Origin of the sequence: Simplicispira sedimenti, from assembly GCF_022760965.1 — a bacterium.
GTDB lineage: Bacteria > Pseudomonadota > Gammaproteobacteria > Burkholderiales > Burkholderiaceae_C > Simplicispira > Simplicispira sedimenti.
Genome location: NZ_JAKVIJ010000015.1, coordinates 38,128 through 60,455 on the forward strand (window position 1 = coordinate 38,128; position 22,328 = coordinate 60,455).

Below are 22,328 nucleotides of genomic sequence, written 5' to 3' on the forward strand. Positions count from 1 at the left end.
CACACAAAAGAAGGTGACGAGCCTTACCCCCGGCACTGGCTCCACAGTTAGGGCTGCTTGGTTCCCCACCTGACCCGGTTGGCCGCTTCACCATGCGGGGAGGCCCGTCATCCAGCATTCTACCCCCTGAACGGCTGCGCCGTTTCCCCCTTCTCTCGAATTGCTGCGCAATTCGGGAAGGGGGACGATGCCAGCGCTGCGGGGCGGCCCTTGCGCGGCATCTCTCGCGTGGTGCGCGCCAGTATTGCAAGTATGGTGGAGCGACAAAGTGCAGTAGAGGGTGGTGGACGCCATACCGAAACCTTGCAGTCCATGGGCCGTAGAATCGCGCGGATGTCCTACCTCGTGCTCGCCCGCAAGTACCGCCCGCGCAACTTCACCGAAATGGTGGGGCAGCAGCATGTGGTGCAGGCGTTGACCAATGCGCTCACGCAGCAGCGGCTGCACCATGCCTATTTGTTCACGGGTACGCGCGGCGTGGGCAAGACCACGGTCTCGCGCATCCTGGCCAAGTCGCTCAACTGCCAGGGCACCGACGGGCAGGGCGGCATCACCGCCACGCCCTGCGGCGTGTGCCCGGCCTGCACCGACATCGACAGCGGCCGTTTCCCTGACTACACCGAGCTGGACGCCGCCTCCAACCGCGGCGTGGACGAGGTGCAGGGCCTGCTGGAGCAGGCCGTGTACAAGCCGGTGCAGGGGCGCTTCAAGGTCTTCATGATCGACGAAGTGCACATGCTGACCAACACGGCCTTCAACGCCATGCTCAAGACGCTGGAGGAGCCGCCCGAGTACCTCAAGTTCGTGCTTGCCACGACCGACCCGCAGAAGGTGCCGGTCACCGTGCTGAGCCGTTGCCTGCAGTTCAACCTGCGCCCCATGGCACCCGAGACGGTGCTGGAGCACCTGGCCCAGGTCCTGGCCACCGAGCAGGTGCAGGCGCAGCCCCAGGCCCTGCGCCTGCTGGCGCGCGCGGCGCGCGGCTCCATGCGCGACGCGCTGTCGCTCACCGACCAGGCCATTGCCTTTGGCGGTGGCAGCCTTGAAGAAGCCACCGTGCGCCAGATGCTGGGCAGCGTGGACCGCAGCCATGTGCTGCGCCTGATCGAAGCGCTGGCCCAGGCCGATGGCCGCAGCGTGGTGCATACCGTCGAAACCCTGCGGCAGAACGGTTTGTCCGCCGCCTCCACGCTGGAGGAAATGGTCACCGTGCTGCAGCGCATGGCTGTGCTGCAGGCCGTGCCAGGTCTGGACGGCGGCGACGCCAGCGACCCCGAGGCGGCCGAGGTGCAGCGCCTGGCGGCCCTGCTGCCCGCCGATGAGACGCAGCTGCTCTACAGCATCTGCCTGCACGGCCGCGCCGAACTGGGCCTTGCGCCCGACGAATACGCTGCGCTCACCATGGTGCTGCTGCGCCTGCTGCCCTTCAAAGCCCCAGGGGGCGCGGCAGAAAAAAAAACACTGAAACCTGCTGAGAATGGCGCCACAGCGGCTGGCGCCAGCGCAGCGGCGGCTTTGCAGAATTTTGAGGGCAAAACGGTCAAAGCGCCCGAATTCATTGCGCAATCAGCTATCAAAAATATAGCAAACGACCTGCCTGAGCAGCCCGACGCAGAATCTGTCGCCCCGGTGCCGCCCGCAGTGCCCACCCGCGAGGCGCGGGCCACTGAGATACCTTCCGCACCGCAGGCCGTCCCTGCCCAGCCGATCCCGTCGCAGGCAGAGGCTATGGTGTCCGCGCCCCTGCGCAGCCTGCCTGTGCGCCACCCCGAGGCCCTGGCCCCTGCGCCGCAAGCGCAGCCCGCAGCACCTGAGCCTGCCCCGCAGGTGACGCAGGGCGCGCCGCGTGTCGCCCCCATCCCCGTGCGTGAGCCGCGCCAGGACAGCACCCGCCTGCAGCCCCGGCCCGCTGAGCCCGGGGGCGCGCCCGCTGCCCGGCGCCTGGTGCCCACCGAGGAGGGCGAGGTCTGGTATGCCGCCGTACAGCAGCTGGTGGCCAGCGATGCCATTGCTGCGCTGGTGCGTGAGCTGGCCTTGCAGTCCCAGCTGGTGGCGCGCGACGGCGGGCACTGGCTGCTGCGCGTGGAGCGCGAATCGCTCAACCAAAGCGGCACGCGCGAACGCCTGCGCGCCGCGCTGGAGGCTGCAGGGCTGGCGCAAGACATCAGCGTGGAGCTGGGGCCTGTGTCCGACAGCCCCGCGCTGCGCAACACCGCGCGGCAGAACGCCCGCCAGGAGCGCGCGCTGGAAGTGGTGCAGAACGACCCCTTCGTGCAGACCCTGGTGCGCGAGTTCGATGCGCGCATCGTTCCGGGCAGCGTGCTGCCGCTCTGAACCTCTCTCTTTTCCTACCCATTCAACGAAAGGTTTTTCCATGTTCAACAAAGGACAACTCGCTGGACTCATGAAGCAGGCCCAGGCCATGCAGGACAACCTCAAGAAGGCCCAGGACGAACTGGCCAACGTCGAGGTGGAAGGCGAGTCCGGTGCGGGCCTCGTGAAGGTCGTGATGACCTGCAAGCACGACGTCAAGCGCGTCACCATCGACCCCAGCCTGCTGCAAGAAGACAAGGACATGCTCGAAGACCTGGTGGCCGCCGCTTTCAACGCTGCGGTGCGAAAGGCCGAGGAAACCTCGGCCGAGAAGATGGGCAAGATCACCGCAGGGATGCCAGGCCTCCCCGGCGGCATGAAATTCCCTTTCTGATGCTGGCTACTGCGCGGGCGGTCCGCGTCGTTGGGCGGTGCTCGCAATCCTCACGACCCGCAAGGTCGCTCCGGTTGCTGTGCTCCGTCCGCCTAGCGGCCCATCCCGCTCGCTACGCCCTTGAGGGCGGGGTATGAAACGCAGATATCTGCAACCACCATGTCCAACACCCATTCGCTTGACGCACTGATCCAGGCTCTGCGGCGGTTGCCGGGGGTGGGGGCCAAGTCGGCGGCGCGCATGGCGTTTCATCTGCTGCAGCATGACCGCGCGGGCGCGCGCCAGTTGGCGCAGGCGCTGGAGCATGCCGTGGACCAAGTGCGCCATTGCGAGCGCTGCCACACCTTTACCGAGGCGCCCGTGTGCGCCACCTGCCTGGATGCACGGCGCGACGCCACGCGGCTGTGCGTGGTCGAGACGCCGGCCGACCAGTCCGCCATGGAGCGCACCGGCGCATTCCATGGCCTGTATTTCGTGCTCATGGGCCGGCTGTCGCCGCTGGACGGCGTGGGCCCGCGCGACATTGGCGTGCAGGCCCTGCTGGAACGCGCCAGCGACGGTGTGGTGCAGGAGGTCATCCTGGCCACCGGCTTCACTGCCGAAGGCGAGGCCACGGCCCACGTCGTGGGCGAGGCCTTGCGTGCGCGCGGGCTGCGCGTCACGCGCCTGTCGCGCGGCGTGCCCGTGGGCAGCGAGCTGGAATATGTGGACCTGGGCACCATTGCGCATGCGTTGGCGGATAGGAGATAGGGAGCACCCCCCTGTGGCGCTGTGCGCCTTCCCCCCGCTCTCGCAGCGCTGCGCGCTGCGGGCAGGGGAACGCTCCCAGCGCGGCGGGGCGGCCCTTGCGCGGGAGCCCTGGCCTGGGGTGTGCCAGTTTTGGGTGACTGCGGACCTGCAAAGTCAGTCCAGTGATTTTTGCTATAAGTTTGATAGCTATTTGCGCTGATAAATAGGGCGCTGGAGGCCATTTTTGTCATGAACAATACCCATTGGATGCCGTTCACCGTGGCCTACTGGTGCGTTTTTGTGGCGGTGCTGCTGCCGCTGGCCTGCTCGCTCATTGCCAAGCGCGCCGGCTTTGGCAAGAAGCGCTCGCAAGGCGGGTACGACAACCATGAGCCACGTGCCTGGCTGGCGCGGCAGAACGGGGCATCGGCACGCGCCAATGCGGCGCAGGCCAACAGCTTCGAGGCGCTGCCGTTCTTCATGGGGGCGGTCATCATCGCCCACCAACTCGGTGCCGGTCAGACGGCGCTGGACCTGCTGGCCCTGCTGTGGGTGCTGCTGCGCATGTTCTACATCCTGATGTATGTGGCCGACATGCCCCTGGCCCGCAGCATGGTGTGGGGCGGGGCGTTTGCGGTCAACATCGCGATTTTCTTTCTCGGCTATCGCTGACTTCCTGTCGTCTCGCCGTTCTGGGCCAGCGCGGCGCCAAGCCAGCGTCGGTCTCGGCCCTTGAGGGTGGCCCAGGGGCCGCCTGCGTACGTATATTCCCTCACGGGACATCCCTGATGCGCGGTCCTGCCGTGCCGGTCAAAATTGCTGCGTCGCAACAATTTTCTGTGGTTCCATCGCCATGCATGGCCTGCCGTCTCGCCGCCGCGCCCTGGGTGCGCTCTGTGCCCTGTCCCTTGTGGGGGTGGGCACGGTCTTGCGCGCGCGGGCTGCCGGGCTGGGGCGTATCACGGTGGCGGTGGGTGCGCGCAGCGCCCAGCCTTTGCGTCAGTTGCCTTTGAGTGTGGCGGAGCAACTGGATTTTTTCCGCCTGGAGGGCCTGGAGGTCACCACGCTGGACTACGCCAGCGATCTGCTGGCCCTGCAGGCACTGAAGCAGGGGGTGGCCGATGTGGCGGCGGTGGGCTTTGAGCATGCCTTGCCCACGGCCGCCGTTCCGCAAGGTCTGCGTTCCTTGGTATTGCAGACGCGCGTGCCGCAAATGGCCTTGGCGGTTTCCACCAAGGCAGCGCCGACCCATCGCAGCGTGGCGGATCTGAGGCATGCCCGTGTGGGCATTGCCGACTTTGGCTCGCTGGGCCATGCCATGGCGATGTTGGCGCTGAACCAGGCCGGGGTGGAGGGGACCGAAGTCGCCTTCGTGGCGGTGGGCGAGGGCGAACGCGCTCAGGAGGCGCTGCGCACGGGCCAGGTGCAGGCGCTGTGCCATTCCGACGCGGTGCTGGCGCTGCTGGAGCACCAGGGCGAGGTGCGCATCGTGGCCGATGCGCGCGGTCTGCTGGGCTCGCAGGCCGTGTTTGGCGGCACCCTGCCAGGAACCTGCCTGCTGGCGCCTGCCGGTTTTGCGCAGGGGCGGGGAGCGCAAGCGCAGGCGCTGGTCCATGGGCTGGTGCATGCACTCAAGTGGCTGCAGACCGCCGAACCCGCCGATGTGGTCAAGCATGTGCCGACCTCGGGCTTGTTGGCCGAACGCAGTCTGTTCCTGGCGGCACTGGCGCGTGCGCGCGATGCGATGTCTCCTGATGGGCTGATGCCTGAAGATGCACCGCGTACAGCGCTGCGCGCGCTGTCGGTCTTGAACCCGGCAATGGCTGTGCGCCAGAGCGATTTGGCGCGCAGCTACACGCAGGAGTTTGCGCGCAAGGCCAAACAGAAGTACAGCGCCTGAGGGCGTGCCCCGCACCTCGCGCGGTGACCTGATCCTGGCGTATGCTTGCGGCCTTTTGCACCGCTTGCAGCCATGACCATTCACCTCAGTCTCGGCCCGTTGATCGCCCTGGTGGCGGGCATTCTCGTTCTCGTGTTTCCGCGCCTGCTCAGCACCATTGTGGCGCTGTACCTCATTCTTGTCGGTGTGCTGGGTCTGCTTGGGCTGCACCAATGGCGCTGGTAGGCGTCAGCGCACATTTTGGGGCGTTCAGCGCCGTTTTTTCCTGGACGGTTTGCTTTCGCGCGTGACGCGCGCGGAGCTCTTGCCAGCCGAGCGCTTGCCGGCACTGGCTTGGGTGTCGCGGCTGGCTTGCATGCGGACAGGCAGCATCAATACGACTTCCTGTCCGGCCTTGAAGGCGGCGCTGGTCTTGACGTCGTTCCAATCCGCCAGGCTGGCCGCGCTCACGCGGTGGCGCTTGGCCAGGCTGCTCACGGTGTCGCCCTTGCGGGCACGCACCACGCTGCGCCGGGTGACTACGTCAGGTGCGAGTGACAGTTTTCCGTTGTCGGCCACATGCTCGGCTACGTCGGTGCGCGTCGTGGCCGAGCGTGGCACGATCAGTGCCGACCCCGCCTTGACGCGCATGCGCGGGGGGATACGGTTGATGTTGCGCAGCTCGGTTTCGTCCATGCCCACGCGGCGGGCCACTTCGGCGGTGCTCATGGTGGAGGGCAGCATCCAGACCGTCCAGCTTGCGTATTGGCCGTCCTTGTAGGCGGCCAGGTTGCGCTCGAACACCTTGGCGTTGTCCCAGGGCAGCAGGATCTGGGGCGTGCCTGCGGCCAGGATCACGGGCTTGTCCAGGGAAGGGTTGAGTGCCTTGAAGTCGGACAGCTCCACGTCGGCCAGCCGGGCCGCCAGTGCCACGTCGATGTCGCGCGTGATGTCCACCGTCTGGAAGTAGGGGTGGTTTTCGATCAGCGGCAGCTCCGTGCGGAAGGCTTCGGGGTTGGCCACGATGTTCTTCACCGCCTGCAGCTTGGGCACATACAGGCGTGTTTCGGTGGGCATGGTCAGGTCGGTGTAGCTGGTGCCCAGCCCTGCCTTTTGGTTGCGCGCAATGGCGCGGCCGACGCTGCCTTCTCCCCAGTTGTAGGCGGCCAGGGCCAGGTGCCAGTCGCCAAACATGCCGTAGAGCTTTTGCAGGTAGTCCAGCGCTGCACGGGTGGATGCGAGCACGTCGCGCCGGTCGTCACGGAACGCGTTCTGCTTGAGGTCGAAGTAGTTGCCGGTGGCGGGCATGAACTGCCACATGCCGGCCGCCCGGGCCGAGGACACGGCCTGCGGGTTGAAGGCGCTTTCGATGTAGGGCAGCAGCGCCAGTTCGGTGGGCATGTTGCGGCGTTCCAGTTCCTCGACGATGTGGAACAGGTACTTGCGCGAGCGCTCGGTCATGCGCTGCATGTAGTCGGGTCGATTGGCATACCACTGCTCGCGGTCCTGTACCAGCGGATGCTGCAGGTCGGGCATGGCAAAGCCGCGCCGGATGCGGTCCCACAGGTCCGAGGGGGTGAACAGCGGCATCACCTCCAGGCGCGATGCCCGCGCCGGCGCGATGGGCAGCAACGGGCCCGCGGGGTACTGCGGTGTGTGTGTTGCTTCGGATGCAGGGGAGGTGGTCGTGGCGGTGGTGCTGTCGTTGCCGGGGGTGCCGGCTGCACCGGGGGTGCCCACCTGGGTGGCGCAGCCCGAGAGCCAGAGCAGGCCCGCCAGGCAGGCAATGTGGAAGAGCTTCATCGAAATACGTTTTTCCATTCGCGCAGCGCGGCCAGTACGGCCACTGCATCGCGGGTGTCGGTAGAGGGGGCAAAACCTGCCGCAGCCGCTGCCACGGTGGGCACGCGGGTGCGCAGGAAAGGGTTGATCGCCCTTTCGAGAGCCATGCGCGAGGGCAGCGTGGGCAGGCCCTGTGCACGCAGGGTCTCGCACTGGGCGCTGTAGTGGAGCAGTTCGCCATTGCCGGGTTCCACGGCGCGGGCGAATTTCAGGTTAGCAAGTGTGTATTCGTGGGCGCAGCATACCCGCGTGTCGTCAGGCAGGGCGGCAAGCTGGTCCAGCGAGGCCTGCATTTGCGTGGCGGTGCCTTCGAACAGGCGACCGCAACCGCCCGAGAAGAGGGTGTCGCCGCAAAACAGCAGCGGCCCGCCCTCGGCCTGGGCGCAGAAGTAGGCAATGTGCCCAGCGGTGTGGCCAGGCACGTCGAGCACCGTGAAGGAATATCCCAGCGCCTGCACCGTCTGGCCTTGGGCCAGGGGCACGAACGGGGCCGCAATGGCCTCGCGTGCGGGGCCGTACACGGTGGCGCCCGTGGCCTGACGCAGGGTTTCCACGCCACCGACATGATCGCCATGGTGGTGCGTGACTAGAATGGCCAGCAAGCGCAATCCGCGTTCTTGCAGCGCCTGCAGCACGGGTTCGGCCTGGCCGGGATCCACGACCACGGCCTCGTGCGCGTCGTGCAGCAGCCATAGGTAATTGTCAGCAAAGGCGGGCAACGCAAGCAGGTTCATGAGCGATCAAATTATAGGTATGCACCGTTGGTTCGAATCTCCGCCTGGGCGCTACCTGCTGGCCTGGGAGCAGGCGCGCATCGACGAGGCTGTGGCCGACATTTTTGGCTACCACAGCCTGCAGGTAGGTATGCCCCTGCTGGACGGCCTTCGCGCCAACCGAATGCCCCACCGCTGGCGTGCGCTGGATGCATGGCCCGAGCCCGGCAGCGATGAGAGCCCGGCGCCCGATTTGTTGTCACATGCGGCGGCACTGCCCTTTTCCGACAACAGCCTGGACCTGGTATTGCTGCCGCATGCGCTGGAACTGAGCCAGGACCCGCACACCGCGCTGCGCGAGGTGGCGCGCGTGCTGGTGCCCGAAGGCCGGGTGGTCATCACCGGGCTCAACCCGGTCAGCCTGTGGGGGTTGCGCCAGCAGCGCCAGCATCTGTATCGGCGCCTGACGGGGGGGCGGGGGCGCTTGTTCCTGCCCGATGTGGGCGAATTCATTGGCCCCTGGCGCCTGCGCGACTGGCTGCGGCTGCTGAACTTCGAGCTGGACGCCGTGCAGTATGGTTGCTACCGCCCCGCCGTGCGCACCGAGCCCTGGCTGCAGCGCACGGCCTGGATGGACGATGTGGGTGATCGACTATGGCCGATACTCGGGGCCGCTTATTTCATGGTGGGCATCAAGCGCGTGCATGGCATGCGCCTGCTGGAACCCTCCTGGCGCACTGCGCGCCCGCGTGCCGCAGCTGCCGTGCCATTGGTGCGCCGCAGCGGCAAACACCACAAGACAGGACATTGAGTGAACCAGGTACAGATTTACACCGACGGCGCCTGCAAAGGCAACCCCGGCCCCGGCGGCTGGGGCGTGCTGCTGCGCTCGGGGGCGGTGGAAAAAGAGCTTTTTGGCGGCGAGTTGGGCACCACCAACAACCGCATGGAACTGATGGCGGTGATCGAGGCGCTCTCGGCACTCAAGCGCCCCTGCGATGTGCAGCTCTACCTCGACAGCGAGTACGTGCGCAAGGGCATCACCGAATGGATCCACGGCTGGAAAGCCAAGGGCTGGCGCACCGCATCGCGCCAGCCGGTGAAGAACGTCGAGCTGTGGCAGCGGCTTGATGCCTTGGTGCAGGGCAGCGGCCACCGCATTGACTGGCGCTGGGTCAAGGGCCATTCGGGCGATCCTGGCAACGAGCGCGCCGATGCGCTGGCCAACCGGGGCGTGGAGCAGGCGTTGGGGCGCTGAGCCGGTGTGGGCCATGCGCCTGACGCTTGCGCTGCGGGTTCTTGTGTAAAGCCTGGGTAAATTCCGCAGCCTTGCCTGGGGGTGACGTGGCCGGGCAGCAGTTGCTGCGGCGCAGCACTGGTACATTGCTCGGGCGCTTCTCACTGCGAGCCAGCTTCTCCAGAACAACTCCATGGCCTTCTCCAGAACCACAACCCTTGTACTCGCTGCCTGCGGCTTGACCGTTGCCTTGGGGGCCGCATGGTGGTTGCAAAAACCTGCAACACCCGCCAAGTTGGGCGCACCCACCCGCAGTGCCGGCGCTTCGGGGCCGGCGCAACCCGTGGCGGTGGAAGTGTCCATGGTGCGCAGCATGGCCCTGGGCGACGAGGCCCAGGCCGTGGGCAGCCTGCGCTCGCGTCGCAGCGTGGTGCTGCGGCCCGAGGTCAGCGCGCGGGTGACGCACATCCACTTCAGCGACGGTGCGCGTGTGCGCAAGGGTCAGGTGCTGGTGCAGTTTGACGATCAGTTGCCCCTGGCCCAGGTGCAGCAGGCGCAGGCCGAGCTGTCCATTGCCCAGGCCAACCACCAGCGCAACCGCGAGCTGGTGGCGCAAGGTTTTGTGAGCCAACGCTCGCTCGATGAGAGCGCAGCCAGCCTGCAGGTGGCTCAGGCCAAGCTGGCGCTGGCACAGGCCCAGGTGGCGCGCCTGCGCATCGTGGCGCCGTTCGATGGCATGGCGGGCATCCGCAATGTGCATGTGGGCGACTACCTCAAGGACGGGGCCGACATCGTCAACATCGAGGACATCGACAGCATGGTGGTGGACTTTCGTCTGCCTGAGCGCTACCAGACGCAATTGCGCACCGGCCAGGCTGTGCGGGTGGAGTTGGACGCGCTGCCCGGCCGCGGCTTCGAGGCGCAGGTCTTGGCCATCGACCCGCAGATCGATGCCAATGGCCGCTCGGTGGCGGTGCGCGCCGGGCTGGACAACCGCCAGGGTGTTCTGCGCCCCGGCATGTTTGCACGGGTGACCGCCGTGTTTGGTGCCCCGGTGCAGGCACTGGTCGTTCCCGAGGAGGCCATCGTGCCCCAGGGCACCAGCCCCTATGTGTACCGGCTGGAGGCCGATGCTTCGGCCCAGGGCTGGGTGGCACGCCGCACCAGCGTGCAACTGGGTCAGCGCCGCGAGGGCATGGTCGAGGTGCGCCAGGGCTTGGCGCTGCAGGACCAGGTGGTCACTGCAGGCCAGCAACGGCTGCAGCGCGACGGCACGCCGGTGCGCGTGGCCGCGACGCAGCCCGAGGCACGTCCCGCAGCCCCGGCGGCCAGCGCTGCCCAGGCACCAGGCCGTTGACGGCGTCGGAGCACCTGCCCCATGCAGTTGGCTGAAATCTCCATTCGTCGCCCGGTGCTGGCCACCGTGCTGTCGCTGTTGGTGCTCTTGATCGGCGCCGTGAGCTTCAATCGTCTGTCGGTGCGCGAGTACCCGCGCATCGACGAACCCGTGGTCACCGTGAGCGTTCGCTACGGGGGGGCCTCGGCCGAGGTGATGGAGGCGCAGGTCACCAAGCCGCTGGAAGACTCGATCGCGGGTATCGATGCCGTCGATGTCATCACCTCGCTCAGCCGCGCCGAGCAAAGCCAGATCAGCGTGCGCTTCCGGCTCGAAAAGGATGCCGACAATGCCGCCGCCGAGGTGCGCGACCGCACCTCCCGCGTGCGCAACCGTCTGCCCGATGGGGTGGATGAGCCCGTGATTGCCAAGGTCGAGGCCGACGCCGTGCCCGTGATGTGGCTGGCCTTCAGCAGCGACACACTCTCACCGCTGCAGATCAACGACCTGCTGGTGCGCATCGTCAAGCCCCGGCTGCAGACCGTGAGCGGCGTGGCCGATGTGCCGATCTACGGCGAGCGCCGTTACGCCATGCGCGTATGGCTGGACCCGCAGCGCATGGCGGGCTACCGGCTCACGCCGCAGGACGTGGAAGATGCCATCCGCCGCAGCAACCTGGAGTTGCCTGCCGGGCGCATCGAGTCGATGGAGCGCGAGTTCAGCGTGACCGCGCAGACCAGCCTGGCGCAGCCGCAGGAGTTTGCCAACATCGTGGTGCGCAGCGTCAACGGCTTTGCCGTGCGCCTGGGCGATGTGGCGCGCGTGCAAGAGGGCCCGGCCAGCGACCGCAGCCGCGTGCGCCTGAACGGGCGCGAGGCCATCTCGGTGGGCGTGATCCGCCAGACCACGGCCAACCCGCTGGACATCTCCAAGGGCGTGCGCGACATGCTGCCCCAGCTCCAGGCGGACCTGCCGCCCGAGGTGACGGTGGAGATCGCCAACGACAACTCGCGCTACATCGACCGCTCTGTCCAGAGCGTGTTCACCACCCTGGTGGAGGCGGTGGTGCTGGTGGCGCTGGTGATCTTTGTCTTCCTGCGCACGGTGCGCGCATCCATTATTCCCATCGTGACCATTCCGGTCAGCCTGATCGGCAGCTTTGCGCTCATGCACCTGGCCGGGTTCTCCATCAACACGCTCACGCTGCTGGCGCTGGTGCTGGCCATTGGGCTGGTGGTGGACGATGCCATCGTCATGCTTGAGAACATCTTCCGCCACATCGAGGAGGGCATGGAGCCCTTCAGCGCAGCCATTCGGGGCGCGCGTGAAATCGGCTTCGCCATTGTCGCCATGACGCTCACGCTGGTGGCGGTGTATGCGCCGCTGGCCTTCACGCCGGGGCGCACGGGGCGCCTGTTCATCGAGTTTGCGCTGGCACTGGCCGGGGCGGTGCTGGTGTCGGGCTTTGTGGCGCTCACGCTCTCGCCCATGATGTGCTCGCTGCTGCTGCGCCACAACCCGAAGCCTGGTTGGTTCGACCGCAGCATGGAGCGCTGGCTCACGGCCCTGTCCGATGGCTACGGCCGCCTGCTGCGTTGGGTGCTCACGGCCCGTGCCGGTGCGCTGCTGCAGGCACGCTGGCTGGTGCTGGCGGTCATGCTGGCCTGTGCGGTGGCGATTGCGCTGATCTGGCCGACCATGCGCCAGGAGCTCTCGCCGCTGGAAGATCGGGGCACCGTCCTGGCGAGCTTCAGCGCGCCCGACGGCGCCACGCTGGAATACACCGACCGCTATGCACGTGAACTGGAGAAAATCGGCCGCGACTACCCCGAGTTCGACCGCATCTACGCCAACGTGGGCAATCCCACCGTGTCGCAAGGCAGTGTGGTCTATCGCGCAGTGGACTGGGAGGAGCGCCAGCGCAGCACCCTGCAACTGGCGCGCGAGATGCAGGGCCGCATCAGCAGCCTGCCGGGGGTGAGCGCGTTTCCCGTCACGCCGCCGTCACTGGGGCAGGGTTTTCGCTCCCGGCCGCTCAACTTTGTGGTGCAGACCTCGGAGAGTTACGAGGATCTGCATGCTGCGGTCTCGCGCATCCTGGCCGAGGTGGCCAAGAACCCCGGCATCCTCTCGCCCGACGTGGACCTGCGCCTGAACAAGCCTGAACTGCGCATCAGCGTCAACCGGGAGCGTGCGGCCGATCTGGGCGTGAATGTGGACGTGGTGGCGCGTGCCATCGAGACCATGCTGGGGGGGCGCACCGTCACACGCTACAAGCGCGATGCCGAACAGTTCGACGTGATCGTGCAGACCGAGGGCGGCAGCCGCAGCACGCCGAAGGATATCGATGCCATCCATGTGCGTGGGCGCGGCGATGCCATGGTGCCGCTGTCCAGCCTGGTCAGCGTGCAGGAGAGCGTGAGCCCGCGCGAACTCAACCACTTTGGTCAGCGCCGTTCGGCCACCATTACCGCCAACCTGGCGCCCGACTATTCGCTGGGCGAGGCGCTGGCCTTCATGGACCGCACGGCCGCCCAGGTGCTCAAGCCGGGCTACACCACAGAGCTCAATGGCATCTCGCGTGAATTCCGCAGTTCGCAAGGGGCGCTGGGCGTGGTGTTTGTGCTGGCGCTGGTGTTCATCTACCTGGTGCTGGCGGCGCAGTTCGAGAGCTTCATCGACCCGCTGGTCATCTTGCTCTCGGTGCCCTTGTCCATGTTGGGGGCGCTGCTGGCGCTCAAATGGGGCGGGGGGTCGCTCAACGTGTATTCGCAGATTGGCCTGATCACGCTGGTGGGCTTGATCACCAAGCACGGCATCCTGATCGTCGAGTTTGCCAACCAGTTGCGTGCCCAGGGGCTGGAAATGGTCGATGCGCTGGTGCAGGCCTCCAGCCAGCGCCTGCGCCCCATCCTCATGACCACTGGCGCCATGGTGTTGGGCGCCATCCCCTTGGCTTTGGCCCATGGTGCAGGCGCGGAGAGCCGCATGCAGATCGGCTGGGTCATCGTGGGCGGCATGGGCCTGGGCACGTTACTCACCGTATTTGTGGTGCCCACCATGTATGCCTTGCTGGCACGGGGCGCCGTGCCAGGGCCGCGCAATGCGCAGGTGCAGCCTGCGGGGACGTCGCATTGATGCTATTTATTTGATAGCTGCTTGCGCCCGTATTTATTGCCCTGTGGGCTGATTTGATCTAATTTTTCTCGCGGTAGCGTTGCAGCACATAGGTGCCGGGCGCGTCGCACAGCACGCTGGCCTTGGGGATTTGGGCAGCGGGTTGCGGTGCCGAGGAGCGGGCGGCCAGCCAGGCCTGCCAGGCGCTCCACCAGGAACCCTCGTGCCGTGGCGCGCTGGCGGCCCAGTCTGCCGCTTCGATCCAGGGGCCGTGCGCCGGGCGGGTGGCCATCTGGTAGTGGCGGCCGGCGTGGCCGGGTTCGGAGATGATGCCTGCGTTGTGTCCGCCGTTGGTCAGTGCAAAGGTGATCTCGGCGTCGCACAGGTGGTGCAGCTTGTACACCGATGTCCAGGGCGAGACATGGTCACGCTGCGTGCCCACCACAAACACGGGCAGGTGCAGGTCGTCCAGCGACACAGGGCGGCCTTCCACGCGGTAGCTGCCGCGCGCCAGGGCGTTGTTCAGGTACAGGTCGGTCAGGTATTCGTGGTGCATGCGCGCGGGCATGCGTGTGCTGTCGGCGTTCCAGGCCATCAGGTCGTTGGGCTGGTCGCGCTCGCCCAGCAGGTATTCGCGCATGCGCCGCGCCCACACCAGGTCGCGCGAGTGCAGAAACTCGAAGGAACCCGCCATTTGTTTGCCCGACAGGTAGCCCTGGCCGCGGGTGGTGTGGTCCAGCCAGTCGATCTGGCCCTCGTCGATGAACAGGCCCAGCTCGCCGGGCTCGGAGAAATCGGTCTGCGCGGCCAGCAGCGAGAGGCTCCGCAACGGCGGCAACTGGTCTTGTCCGGCCACGCCCTGGGGCCTGGCCAGTGCAGCGGCGGCGATGGCCAGCAGCGTGCCGCCCAGGCAGTAGCCCATGGCGTGTACGGGCGTATCGGCGCCGTGCTGTACGCCCACGGCCTGCAGGGCATCGAGCACGCCCAGGCGCAGGTAGTCGTCCATGGTGAGTTCGGCATCGCGTGCGTCCGGGTTGCGCCAGGACAGCATGTACACCGTGTGGCCCTGTTGCACCAGGTAGCGCACCATGGAGTTGTGTGGCGACAGGTCGAGGATGTAGTACTTCATGATCCACGACGGCACGATGAGCACGGGCTCGGGGTGCACCTTGGCGGATTGCGGTGTGTAGCGGATCAGCTCGATCAGCGCGTTGCGGTACACCACCTTGCCGGGAGTGACGGCCACGTCGTGTCCCACGCGAAAGCGCTGCGGCGGCGCGTTGTCGTCGGGCGTGCCGGTGGCGTCGGCAAGCCAGTTCTGCAGGCCCTGGCGCAGGTGGGCACCGCCGTTGTGCCACAGGTCCTGGTGCACCAGGGGGTTGGTGGCGGGCCAGTTGGCGGGGGCCAGCATGTCCAGCCACTGGCGGGCAAAGAAGTGGGTGAGCTGGGCGTGGTGCGTGGTCATGCCGGGCACTTGCGTGGCTTCGCTCCAGAAGGTCTCGGCAGCGCGAAAGCCCGCGCGCCACTGGCGGTAGGGCCACTGTGCCCAGGCCTCGTGCCGAAAGCGCGGGTCTTCATCGGGGGGAGGGGATTCGTCGCCCGGTGCCCAGCCTTCCGCCAGGTGCTGGCGTCCCAACTGCATGGCCAGTGCCGCCAGCTCCAGTCGGCGCCCCGGCGAGAGGGCCAGGTGCCAGGCCCAGTCGGCAGCGGCCAGCCCCAGCGACACCGGCGAGAGCCCACCGGTCAGTGGTGCTGCGGCGGCCTGCGCCAGGCGGTCGAGCTTCTGGGTGGGTGTCTCTGCCGGGCGGGGAGCGCGAGCAGCGCGGTGCGGTGCCTGAGGGGGCGTGGATGCAGGGGCGGAGGAGGGCTTGCGGGGCATGGGGTCTCCTGGAGAGGACATCATCCATTGTGCGCCGCGACACCGACCTGTCCGTGACACAGGTCAATGACGACCGCGCGGAACCGCAGGACATCCATTGCTGCCAAGGGCCATGCTTTCTATGATGCAGGATGGGTCGTGGTGGTCATGGGTCGGTTCATGGCGCCGCGCCCCGAAATGGCGCCTGCATTTCCTTGGAGCACTTCCGCCGATGCCCCTGCCGATTCCTCCCCCCGTTGGCACGCTGCGGCCTTCCTGCGCCGCAGGTGCAAAGGCCAGCGCATGACGCCGGTGTTTGACCTGCTGCGCTTGTCGCTGATTTCGATGGACGTGGTGGCGGCACAGCGCAGTGGCCGCGTCGGCATTGCCCAACGCCAGCGCAACCGGCTGGCCCAGATGTTGGACAACGCGCTGCGTGGGTCGCGTTTTTACCAGGAGCACCTGGGCACCCGGGCCAGCGCCAGTACGCAGCTGCAGGATCTGCCGGTGGTCACTCGCGGTCAGCTCATGGAGCGCTTCGATGACTGGGTGACCGACCCGCGCTTGCATCTTGACGAGCTGCGCGAACTCACCGCCGACCCCGAGCGCGTTGCCGAGCCCTGGCTGGGCCGCTACATGGTGTGGGAGAGTTCGGGCACTGCCGGGATGCCGGGCATTTTTGTGCAGGACGGCCATGCCATGGCCGTGTACGACGCGCTGGAAGCCTTGCGCCGCTGCCAGCGGCGCCCGCTGGCACACTGGATGGACCCGCTGCACCTGTCCGAGCGCCATGCCTTTGTGGGCGCGACGGGCGGGCACTTTGCCAGCATGGTGTCGCTGCAGCGCCTGCGCAGCATCAACCCCTGGATAGCGGCCACCACGCGCAGCTTTTCCATCCAGGTCCCCACGGCGCAACTGGTGGATGGGCTCAATGCCTTTGCGCCCACGGTGCTCATCACCTACCCCACAGCAGCGGCCTTGCTCGCGCAAGAGGCGCTGGAGGGGCGCCTGCACATTGCGCCGCGCGAGATCTGGACCGGTGGTGAAACCCTCAGCCCGGCGGTGCGCGCGCACATTCTCCAGGGGTTGGGCGGGGTGCTGCGCAACAGCTACGGGGCCTCGGAGTTTCTGGCCATGGGCTGGGAATGCGTGCATGGGCACATGCACCTCAACGCCGACTGGGTCATCCTGGAGCCGGTGGACGAAAAGCACCGCCCCGTGCCAGCGGGCGAGCCTGCCTGCAGCGTGTTGCTGACCAGCCTGGCCAACCAGGTGCAGCCGCTCATTCGCTACGAGTTGGCTGACCAGGTGGTGCTGCGGGGCGAATCCTGTGCCTGCGGATCCCCCTTGCCGGTGATCGAGGTGCGTGGCCGCCAGGACGACCCGCTGCGCATGGTCCGCAGCGATGGCGGCACGGCCACGCTGCTGCCCTTGGCGCTGAGCACGGTGCTGGAGGAGGGCGCGGGCGTGTTCGACTTTCACCTGCGTCAGATCGATGCCAGCACGCTGTTGCTGCGCCTGCCCCTGCGCGGCGAAGAGGGGCGGGCCGCTGCGGCGCGCTGCCGTGCGGCGCTCAAAGGCTACGCCGCCAGCCAGGGGCTGGCGCCCATCCAGGTGCGTACCGAGCTGGGCCACAGTGTGCCCAGGGGGCGCAGCGGCAAGGCGTGCCGCATCGTGGCCTGTTGACCCTTTTCACTCCAGCCAGTGCACGGGGATGCGCTGGATGTCATCTTCCTTCCAGGCGATGACCACTCCAACCACCGACTTGCCATTGTCGCCCTGGCTGCTGCGCAATGAGCTGATATGGAAGCGGTAGCCTGGCCCCACCTTCTGCTCGGCCAGGATCTTGGCGTTGTTGGCCGTGGTGCCGATCCGCATGGTGACCAGGAAAACGGCCAGCACCATGACCATGGCCACGCCGGCCAGCACGGGGACGAGCATGGAGCGCTGCGGCAGGCCTGCACTGTGGCGTGCGGCACGGATGGGCGCGCGCCCCAGCTGCCACACCAGCCAGGCCAGCAGCGCCAGCACTGCGGCTGTGATGGCCACCGACTCCAGGGCCGGGCCTTGGTTCAGGCGCAACTGCGTGAAGGTGAGGCTGAAGGGCTGCATCATGGGCATGCCCAGGAGCAATGCCGTGCTGGCCGCAAGTGCAAGGCAGGCCACCCAGCGCACCACGAACGCCGCGAGCAGGCTGCCCCGAAACACCAGCGCGCCGCTTGCCAAGGCGAACAGGCCCCATCCTGCGGGGTCGTTGGTGCCCTGGCTGAGGCTGTAGGCCAGGGCTGCGATATCGACCAGACCGGCGATGACCAACACCAGCCCAGCAAGTCGAAGAAGAGGAAGATGCCGTGAATCCATGCGGTGATTGTCTCCCACCGCCAAGGGCGCCGCTGTGTCTCAGGGCATCGACGACACGTAAGCCACCACGGCGTCGATGTCGGCGTTGGTCAGGTGCTTGGTATTGGGCGTCATGATGGAGTTGGCGCGAACCTCGGCACCGTCACGGTAGCGTTTGAGGGTCAAACTCAGGTAGTCGGGTTGCTGGCCAGCAATGCGCGCAATCTGGTCGCTGCCCCGCCCGGCATCGCCGTGGCACCGGAAGCAGTTCTTGCTGAAAATGCCCTGGCCCTTGGCGGCCATCTCCGCGTTGGCCGCAGGCTTGTGGGTCACCTCCTGGGCCGAGTAGTACAGCACCATGCCGATCTTCTCGTCGGCATTCATGGCCCGGATCATGCCTTCCATGAACTCGTTGCGGCGTCGGCCATCGGCGAACTGGCGCAGTTGCTCCAAGAGGTAGGCGGGGTTCTGCCCGGCGAGATTGGGCACGGAGGGTTTGGTGCTGTTGCCGCCGTCACCATGGCAATTGGCACACACGGCGGCCACTTTGCGACCCAGTTTGTAAAGATCGTCGGCCAACTTGGGCTGGGCCTGGACTTCGGCGAAACGGCTATCGAGATCCACCTTGGCGGTCGCTCGGGCCCGGGCGGATTGGGCGGATGCAGGTTGCCACGCTGTGCAGGCCACCAAGGCCATTGCCAAAACCATGTGAACACGTCTGACCATAGCAATAAACCACATTTTGAAAGTGGTCATTCTAGGTCGAAAGACGGTTGGGTCATGGGCAAGACTCTGGGGTTAAATCAAACAATGTGCGGTTTCATCGGCGCGGCGACCTTTGGCCGCGCTGGACCCAGTGGACAGGGGGCGAGTCAATGGCCAGGCCTGTGCCTTTTGCCTGCATCTCCCTGCGCTTGGCTCAGCAGGCGCAGTTCATCCAGTGTGTTGGCGTTGAAGAACGCGTGCGGGTTATCACCGGGTTGGTTGAATGGCACGGTGGCGCAGCGGTGCAGCGCCGTCCATGCACCAACCTTGCGGCCCCCTTCGGCGACAAAGCGCTGCAGGCTGTCCTGCAGGCTGGAGCGCAGCAGGCAGAACACGGGCTGGGGGCGCAGGGCTGCATCGGGTGCTTCGTGGTCGGTGGCCAGTGCGATGGCGATCTCCGCATCCTGGGACAGGGCAGCGGCGGCCAGGCGTGTCGCCAGATCGGTGGGAAAGCGTGGGCTGTCGCAAGGCACGGTGAGCAGCCAGGGCGTACGGCATTGCGCCAGCCCGGCCAGAAAGCCGGCCAGCGGTCCGGCAAATCCCTCCACCGTGTCGGGGCACACCGGTACACCAAAAGTGGCATAGGCCGCAGTGTTGCGGTTGGCATTGACCAGCAGGGCGCCCACCTGGGGGCGCAGCCGCTCCAGCGCATGCAATGCCAGGGGCTTGCCGGCCAGCACCTGCAGGCCCTTGTCGGTGCCACCCATGCGCAAGCCCCGCCCACCAGCGAGCACCAGGCCCGTGATGTTGTCGGGGGTGATCATGCGCAGTGCTCAGCCACCGATGTAGCTCATTTCTATGCGCCGTTTGGCCTGGCCAAGGTCGGGTGCCAGGCTGGCACGCAACTCCGAATAGCGGTCGCTGCGACCTTGCCAGATGGAACCCAGCGCACTGGCCAGATCCTGGTCGCTGGCACCCGCACGCAGCAGACCGCGCAGGTCGTAGCCGTTGTCGGCAAACAGGCACAGGTAGAGGCGCCCCTCGGTCGAGAGGCGGGCGCGGTTGCAGTCGCCGCAAAACGCCTGGGTCACGCTGCTGATGACGCCCACCTCGCCCAGCGCAGGGTCGTGCTGGCCGTGGGCGTCGGCGTAGCCCCAGCGTTCGGCGGTTTCACCCGGTGCGCTGGGCTCCAGCGGCACCAGCGGGAGTTCGGCGCGCAGGCGACGGATGAGTTCGTGCGACGGCAGCACCTCGTCCATGCGCCAGCCATTGGTGGCGCCCACGTCCATGTACTCGATGAAGCGCAGGATGACGCCTGTGCCTATGAAGTGTTTGGCCATGGGCAGGATTTCGTGCTCGTTGGTGCCACGCTTGACCACCATGTTGACCTTGACAGGGTGCAGGCCTGCGTGGCGCGCAGCATCAATGCCCTCCAGCACATCGGCCACCGGGAAGCCCACATCGTTCATGCGCTGGAACACGGAGTCGTCCAAACCATCCAGACTCACCGTCACACGCTGAAGGCCCGCCTCGCGCAGCGCGCGGGCCTTGCGGGCGAGCAGGGAGCCGTTGGTGGTGAGCGTGATTTCAGGCGGGTTGCCGTCCACTGTGCGCAGGGCGGCGAGCTGCGCAATCAGCGCCTCGATGTTGCGACGCAACAGCGGTTCGCCCCCCGTGAGCCGGATCTTGCGCACGCCATGGCCCAGGAAAACAGAGGTCAGGCGCGTGATTTCTTCAAAGCTCAGCAGGTCGCTTTGGGGAAGGTATGGGTAGCCTTTGTCGAACACTTCCTTGGGCATACAGTAGTTGCAGCGGAAGTTGCACCGATCGGTCACGCTGATGCGCAGGTCACGCAGGGGGCGGCCCCGCGCATCGGTCAGCAGGCCGGTAGGCGCAACGGGCATAGCGGGTATCCGGGCTGCCAAGGCTGCGGTTCGCTGATCCACCAAGGGGATGACGCGTTCAGACATGGGGGGATTTTGCAGTATTTACCCTGAGGTTCCCAGGCCAGATGCCATGACCGAAAAGATTCGCAATACGATGAGAGAAACTGACGTGAATCAAGAATTTCACTAGGGTTTGTACTGCACAATATGTTCGTTTTTTTTAATGGTGGCTATATATGAAAACTATTGAATGCAGCGCTGTCGGCGGTCTGTCCCGGCGCATGGTCCTTCAGTCGGCCACCATTCTGGCGCTGACTCCCATGATGGGCCAGGCGCAGGCGCAGCTGGCGTTGTCCACGGCCTTCAACCGCACGGTGCGTAACCGGGTTCTGTCGCAGCGACTGGCCAAATCCTATTGCCAGATCCTGCTGGGCGTGCTGCCGGAGTTTTCCAACAAGGTCTTGCTGGATGTGCGTCAGCAGGTGCGCAAAGGGTTTGACGAGTTGTCCACGGCACCGCTGCCTGCTGAGTTGGCAAGCCGTATTGCTGACATCAAGAAGCTGGCCGAGGCTTCCGATGCCATGGCCGTGCTGCCCCCGACCCGAGAGACCGTATCTGCGGTGACGATGCAGTCAGACAAGGTGATGGCTGCGACCAATGCGACGGCAGAGGTCTTTGAAAAGGTGGCAAAGGTCGGCTCGGCCAAACTGATCAACGTGGCAGGTCGTCAGCGCGCATTGTCCCAACGGATTGCCCGAGATTACTTTTTGACTGCGGCCAAACTGGACGGCAAGGGTTTGCAGGATCAGATGAAAGCTGACGTCGCTGAATTCAAGAAGGGATTTGAAACCCTCAAGGCAGCGCCAATCAGCACGCCTGCCATCCGCAATGAACTGGAACTGGGCCAGGCCCAATGGCTCTTTTTTGAAACGGCCATACTGCGCAAGCCCGACGACAAGGGCTTGGAAACGGTGGCCACCACCAGTGAGCGTCTGGTGGAAGTGCTGGAGAAGCTGACCAACCAGTACGACGCAGCGCTCAAAGACGTTCTGGGCTGATCGGGCACTGTCTTGCAGAGGTACAGTGGAGGCCCGACGCGGACTCCATCATGTACCTGCCTGCCCAATTCCAAAGCCCCGACGGCGCGCATGCCGATGCATTGATGCGGGCACACCCGCTGGCCAGCCTGGTCTCCACCGACGACGAGGGCTTTCCCTTCATCACCCATCTTCCCCTGCACTTGCAGGTGCGCGGCGATCAGCGTGTGCTGCTGGGCCATTGCGCGCGTGGCAATCCGCACTGGCGCTATCTGCAACAGCGCCCCGAGGCGCTGGTAGCCTTTCTGGGGCCGCACGCCTACCTTTCACCCGCTGTGTACCCTGACCTTCAGCGTGTACCCAGCTGGAACTACCTGGCGGTGCACTGCCGGGTGCGCGCTGAGATGGTGGAGGAACCTGCGGCCAAAGATGCCCTGCTCAAGGCCCTGATCGGCGATCACGAACCCCCGTATGCCGCCCCGTGGCGTGCCCTGGGAGAGGCGTTTGCACACAAGATGATGGCGGGCATCGTGGCCTTTGAACTGCATGTGACCGGGTTGCAATGCAAGCTCAAGCTCAACCAGCACCACAAGGAGTCGCACGCCGCCCTGCATGCCGCCTACCGCCAGGGTGGGCCGGATGCGCAGGCTTTGGCGCAATGGATGGAAACGCTGGGCATGGTGCCCGCACAGGAGGAGTGACATGCGAGCAGCCCTGGGGCTCATTTCGTTGCTGGTGGTGCTGGCCGTGGTGGCACTGCTCACGCGCAAAACCCTGCCGCCTCCCGCCGTGGCACCCGTGGCGCCGCTGCCGGACATGCCCACCACGGTGACCACCCCTGCGCAGGCCCAGCAGGTGCAGGAGCAGTACCGCAAGGCGCTCGACCAGGCCATGCAGCAGGCACGCCCAGCTTCGGTCGAATATTGAAGAAATCGGCTTCTA

Annotated in this window: 21 protein-coding genes and 1 other RNA gene; 14 read left to right on the forward strand and 8 right to left on the reverse strand. The window is 66.3% G+C overall.

Going from position 1 to position 22,328, the window contains the following annotated elements:
- Positions 1–12: 12 nt before the first annotated feature.
- An RNA gene (gene ffs / locus MJ602_RS14980) (signal recognition particle sRNA small type) lies at positions 13–109 on the reverse strand.
- A 224-nt stretch (positions 110–333) separates the two neighbouring features.
- Here ffs and dnaX point away from each other — a divergent pair.
- From dnaX to MJ602_RS15010, 6 genes are all read left to right on the forward strand, one after another.
- On the forward strand, positions 334–2,334 hold the full coding sequence (dnaX, locus tag MJ602_RS14985) for a DNA polymerase III subunit gamma/tau (RefSeq protein WP_243021633.1): 2,001 nt from the start codon (positions 334–336) through the stop codon (positions 2,332–2,334).
- A 40-nt stretch (positions 2,335–2,374) separates the two neighbouring features.
- On the forward strand, positions 2,375–2,707 hold the full coding sequence (locus MJ602_RS14990; protein WP_243021608.1) for a YbaB/EbfC family nucleoid-associated protein: 333 nt from the start codon (positions 2,375–2,377) through the stop codon (positions 2,705–2,707).
- 159 nt (positions 2,708–2,866) lie between these two features.
- Entirely contained in the window at positions 2,867–3,457 is a 591-nt protein-coding gene (gene recR / locus MJ602_RS14995; RefSeq protein ID WP_162016517.1) for a recombination mediator RecR, read from the forward strand.
- A gap of 228 nt (positions 3,458–3,685) precedes the next feature.
- Positions 3,686–4,108: an MAPEG family protein gene (locus tag MJ602_RS15000; protein WP_162016516.1), complete on the forward strand. Its 423-nt coding sequence runs from the start codon at positions 3,686–3,688 to the stop codon at positions 4,106–4,108.
- Positions 4,109–4,289: 181 nt separating this feature from the next.
- Positions 4,290–5,336, forward strand: coding sequence for an ABC transporter substrate-binding protein (locus tag MJ602_RS15005; protein WP_243021609.1), 1,047 nt, complete (start codon positions 4,290–4,292; stop codon positions 5,334–5,336).
- A gap of 72 nt (positions 5,337–5,408) precedes the next feature.
- Positions 5,409–5,561: a DUF3096 domain-containing protein gene (locus tag MJ602_RS15010; protein WP_162016514.1), complete on the forward strand. Its 153-nt coding sequence runs from the start codon at positions 5,409–5,411 to the stop codon at positions 5,559–5,561.
- Positions 5,562–5,585: 24 nt separating this feature from the next.
- Here MJ602_RS15010 and MJ602_RS15015 read toward each other — a convergent pair whose 3' ends face one another.
- A complete protein-coding gene (locus tag MJ602_RS15015; protein ID WP_243021634.1) occupies positions 5,586–7,118 on the reverse strand; it encodes a transglycosylase SLT domain-containing protein in 1,533 nt (510 codons plus the stop codon).
- Positions 7,115–7,891, reverse strand: a complete 777-nt coding sequence (gloB, locus tag MJ602_RS15020; protein ID WP_243021610.1) for a hydroxyacylglutathione hydrolase — start codon at positions 7,889–7,891, stop codon at positions 7,115–7,117. The genes MJ602_RS15015 and gloB overlap by 4 nt, the downstream gene beginning before the upstream one ends.
- Between gloB and MJ602_RS15025 the strand changes: the two genes are divergently transcribed.
- The 4 genes from MJ602_RS15025 (at position 7,890) to MJ602_RS15040 (ending at position 13,581) form a co-directional block, all read left to right on the forward strand.
- Complete coding sequence (locus MJ602_RS15025; RefSeq protein WP_243021611.1) at positions 7,890–8,681, forward strand: class I SAM-dependent methyltransferase; 792 nt, start codon at positions 7,890–7,892, stop codon at positions 8,679–8,681. The genes gloB and MJ602_RS15025 overlap by 2 nt on opposite strands.
- Entirely contained in the window at positions 8,682–9,128 is a 447-nt protein-coding gene (rnhA, locus tag MJ602_RS15030; protein WP_162016511.1) for a ribonuclease HI, read from the forward strand. It abuts the gene before it with no gap.
- A 217-nt stretch (positions 9,129–9,345) separates the two neighbouring features.
- Positions 9,346–10,464, forward strand: coding sequence for an efflux RND transporter periplasmic adaptor subunit (locus MJ602_RS15035; protein WP_341474766.1), 1,119 nt, complete (start codon positions 9,346–9,348; stop codon positions 10,462–10,464).
- 21 nt (positions 10,465–10,485) lie between these two features.
- Positions 10,486–13,581 (forward strand): efflux RND transporter permease subunit, encoded by a 3,096-nt coding sequence (locus MJ602_RS15040; RefSeq protein ID WP_243021613.1) that lies wholly within the window; start codon positions 10,486–10,488, stop codon positions 13,579–13,581.
- A gap of 58 nt (positions 13,582–13,639) precedes the next feature.
- Here MJ602_RS15040 and MJ602_RS15045 read toward each other — a convergent pair whose 3' ends face one another.
- A complete protein-coding gene (locus tag MJ602_RS15045) occupies positions 13,640–15,439 on the reverse strand; it encodes a PHA/PHB synthase family protein (RefSeq protein WP_243021614.1) in 1,800 nt (599 codons plus the stop codon).
- Positions 15,440–15,721: 282 nt separating this feature from the next.
- Here MJ602_RS15045 and MJ602_RS15050 point away from each other — a divergent pair, with 282 nt between their 5' ends.
- The gene (locus MJ602_RS15050) at positions 15,722–17,104 is read left to right on the forward strand and encodes a phenylacetate--CoA ligase family protein (RefSeq protein ID WP_243021615.1); all 1,383 of its coding nucleotides are present in this window, start codon (positions 15,722–15,724) and stop codon (positions 17,102–17,104) included.
- A gap of 6 nt (positions 17,105–17,110) precedes the next feature.
- On the opposite strand, the gene MJ602_RS15055 is transcribed toward MJ602_RS15050, so the two are convergent.
- From MJ602_RS15055 to moaA, 4 genes are all read right to left on the reverse strand, one after another.
- Positions 17,111–17,779, reverse strand: coding sequence for a hypothetical protein (locus MJ602_RS15055; RefSeq protein WP_243021616.1), 669 nt, complete (start codon positions 17,777–17,779; stop codon positions 17,111–17,113).
- A gap of 39 nt (positions 17,780–17,818) precedes the next feature.
- Positions 17,819–18,382: a c-type cytochrome gene (locus MJ602_RS15060; protein WP_242455353.1), complete on the reverse strand. Its 564-nt coding sequence runs from the start codon at positions 18,380–18,382 to the stop codon at positions 17,819–17,821.
- 248 nt (positions 18,383–18,630) lie between these two features.
- On the reverse strand, positions 18,631–19,287 hold the full coding sequence (gene mobA / locus MJ602_RS15065) for a molybdenum cofactor guanylyltransferase MobA (protein ID WP_243021617.1): 657 nt from the start codon (positions 19,285–19,287) through the stop codon (positions 18,631–18,633).
- 9 nt (positions 19,288–19,296) lie between these two features.
- Positions 19,297–20,433 (reverse strand): GTP 3',8-cyclase MoaA, encoded by a 1,137-nt coding sequence (gene moaA / locus MJ602_RS15070; protein WP_243021618.1) that lies wholly within the window; start codon positions 20,431–20,433, stop codon positions 19,297–19,299.
- Between the two features lie 152 nt (positions 20,434–20,585).
- Here moaA and MJ602_RS15075 point away from each other — a divergent pair, with 152 nt between their 5' ends.
- The 3 genes from MJ602_RS15075 to MJ602_RS15085 are packed head-to-tail and all read left to right on the forward strand — an operon-like array spanning position 20,586 to position 22,313.
- Entirely contained in the window at positions 20,586–21,407 is an 822-nt protein-coding gene (locus MJ602_RS15075) for a type IV pili methyl-accepting chemotaxis transducer N-terminal domain-containing protein (protein WP_162016502.1), read from the forward strand.
- Positions 21,408–21,457: 50 nt separating this feature from the next.
- Positions 21,458–22,087: an FMN-binding negative transcriptional regulator gene (locus tag MJ602_RS15080; RefSeq protein WP_243021619.1), complete on the forward strand. Its 630-nt coding sequence runs from the start codon at positions 21,458–21,460 to the stop codon at positions 22,085–22,087.
- Between the two features lies 1 nt (position 22,088).
- Positions 22,089–22,313, forward strand: coding sequence for a hypothetical protein (locus MJ602_RS15085; protein ID WP_162016500.1), 225 nt, complete (start codon positions 22,089–22,091; stop codon positions 22,311–22,313).
- The last annotated feature ends 15 nt before the right edge of the window (positions 22,314–22,328 follow it).

Excerpts from the sequence above, each read along its gene's own strand:
- dnaX (WP_243021633.1), top strand. The coding sequence starts at position 334 with ATGTCCTACCTCGTGCTCGCCCGCAAGTACCGCCCGCGCAACTTCACC.
- MJ602_RS14990 (WP_243021608.1), top strand. The coding sequence starts at position 2,375 with ATGTTCAACAAAGGACAACTCGCTGGACTCATGAAGCAGGCCCAGGCC.
- recR (WP_162016517.1), top strand. The coding sequence starts at position 2,867 with ATGTCCAACACCCATTCGCTTGACGCACTGATCCAGGCTCTGCGGCGG.
- MJ602_RS15000 (WP_162016516.1), top strand. The coding sequence starts at position 3,686 with ATGAACAATACCCATTGGATGCCGTTCACCGTGGCCTACTGGTGCGTT.
- MJ602_RS15005 (WP_243021609.1), top strand. The coding sequence starts at position 4,290 with ATGCATGGCCTGCCGTCTCGCCGCCGCGCCCTGGGTGCGCTCTGTGCC.
- MJ602_RS15010 (WP_162016514.1), top strand. The coding sequence starts at position 5,409 with ATGACCATTCACCTCAGTCTCGGCCCGTTGATCGCCCTGGTGGCGGGC.
- MJ602_RS15015 (WP_243021634.1), bottom strand. The coding sequence starts at position 7,118 with ATGAAGCTCTTCCACATTGCCTGCCTGGCGGGCCTGCTCTGGCTCTCG.
- MJ602_RS15025 (WP_243021611.1), top strand. The coding sequence starts at position 7,890 with ATGAGCGATCAAATTATAGGTATGCACCGTTGGTTCGAATCTCCGCCT.
- gloB (WP_243021610.1), bottom strand. The coding sequence starts at position 7,891 with ATGAACCTGCTTGCGTTGCCCGCCTTTGCTGACAATTACCTATGGCTG.
- MJ602_RS15040 (WP_243021613.1), top strand. The coding sequence starts at position 10,486 with ATGCAGTTGGCTGAAATCTCCATTCGTCGCCCGGTGCTGGCCACCGTG.
- MJ602_RS15045 (WP_243021614.1), bottom strand. The coding sequence starts at position 15,439 with ATGCCCCGCAAGCCCTCCTCCGCCCCTGCATCCACGCCCCCTCAGGCA.
- MJ602_RS15050 (WP_243021615.1), top strand. The coding sequence starts at position 15,722 with ATGACGCCGGTGTTTGACCTGCTGCGCTTGTCGCTGATTTCGATGGAC.
- MJ602_RS15055 (WP_243021616.1), bottom strand. The coding sequence starts at position 17,779 with ATGGATTCACGGCATCTTCCTCTTCTTCGACTTGCTGGGCTGGTGTTG.
- mobA (WP_243021617.1), bottom strand. The coding sequence starts at position 19,287 with ATGATCACCCCCGACAACATCACGGGCCTGGTGCTCGCTGGTGGGCGG.
- moaA (WP_243021618.1), bottom strand. The coding sequence starts at position 20,433 with ATGTCTGAACGCGTCATCCCCTTGGTGGATCAGCGAACCGCAGCCTTG.
- MJ602_RS15075 (WP_162016502.1), top strand. The coding sequence starts at position 20,586 with ATGAAAACTATTGAATGCAGCGCTGTCGGCGGTCTGTCCCGGCGCATG.
- MJ602_RS15080 (WP_243021619.1), top strand. The coding sequence starts at position 21,458 with ATGTACCTGCCTGCCCAATTCCAAAGCCCCGACGGCGCGCATGCCGAT.
- MJ602_RS15085 (WP_162016500.1), top strand. The coding sequence starts at position 22,089 with ATGCGAGCAGCCCTGGGGCTCATTTCGTTGCTGGTGGTGCTGGCCGTG.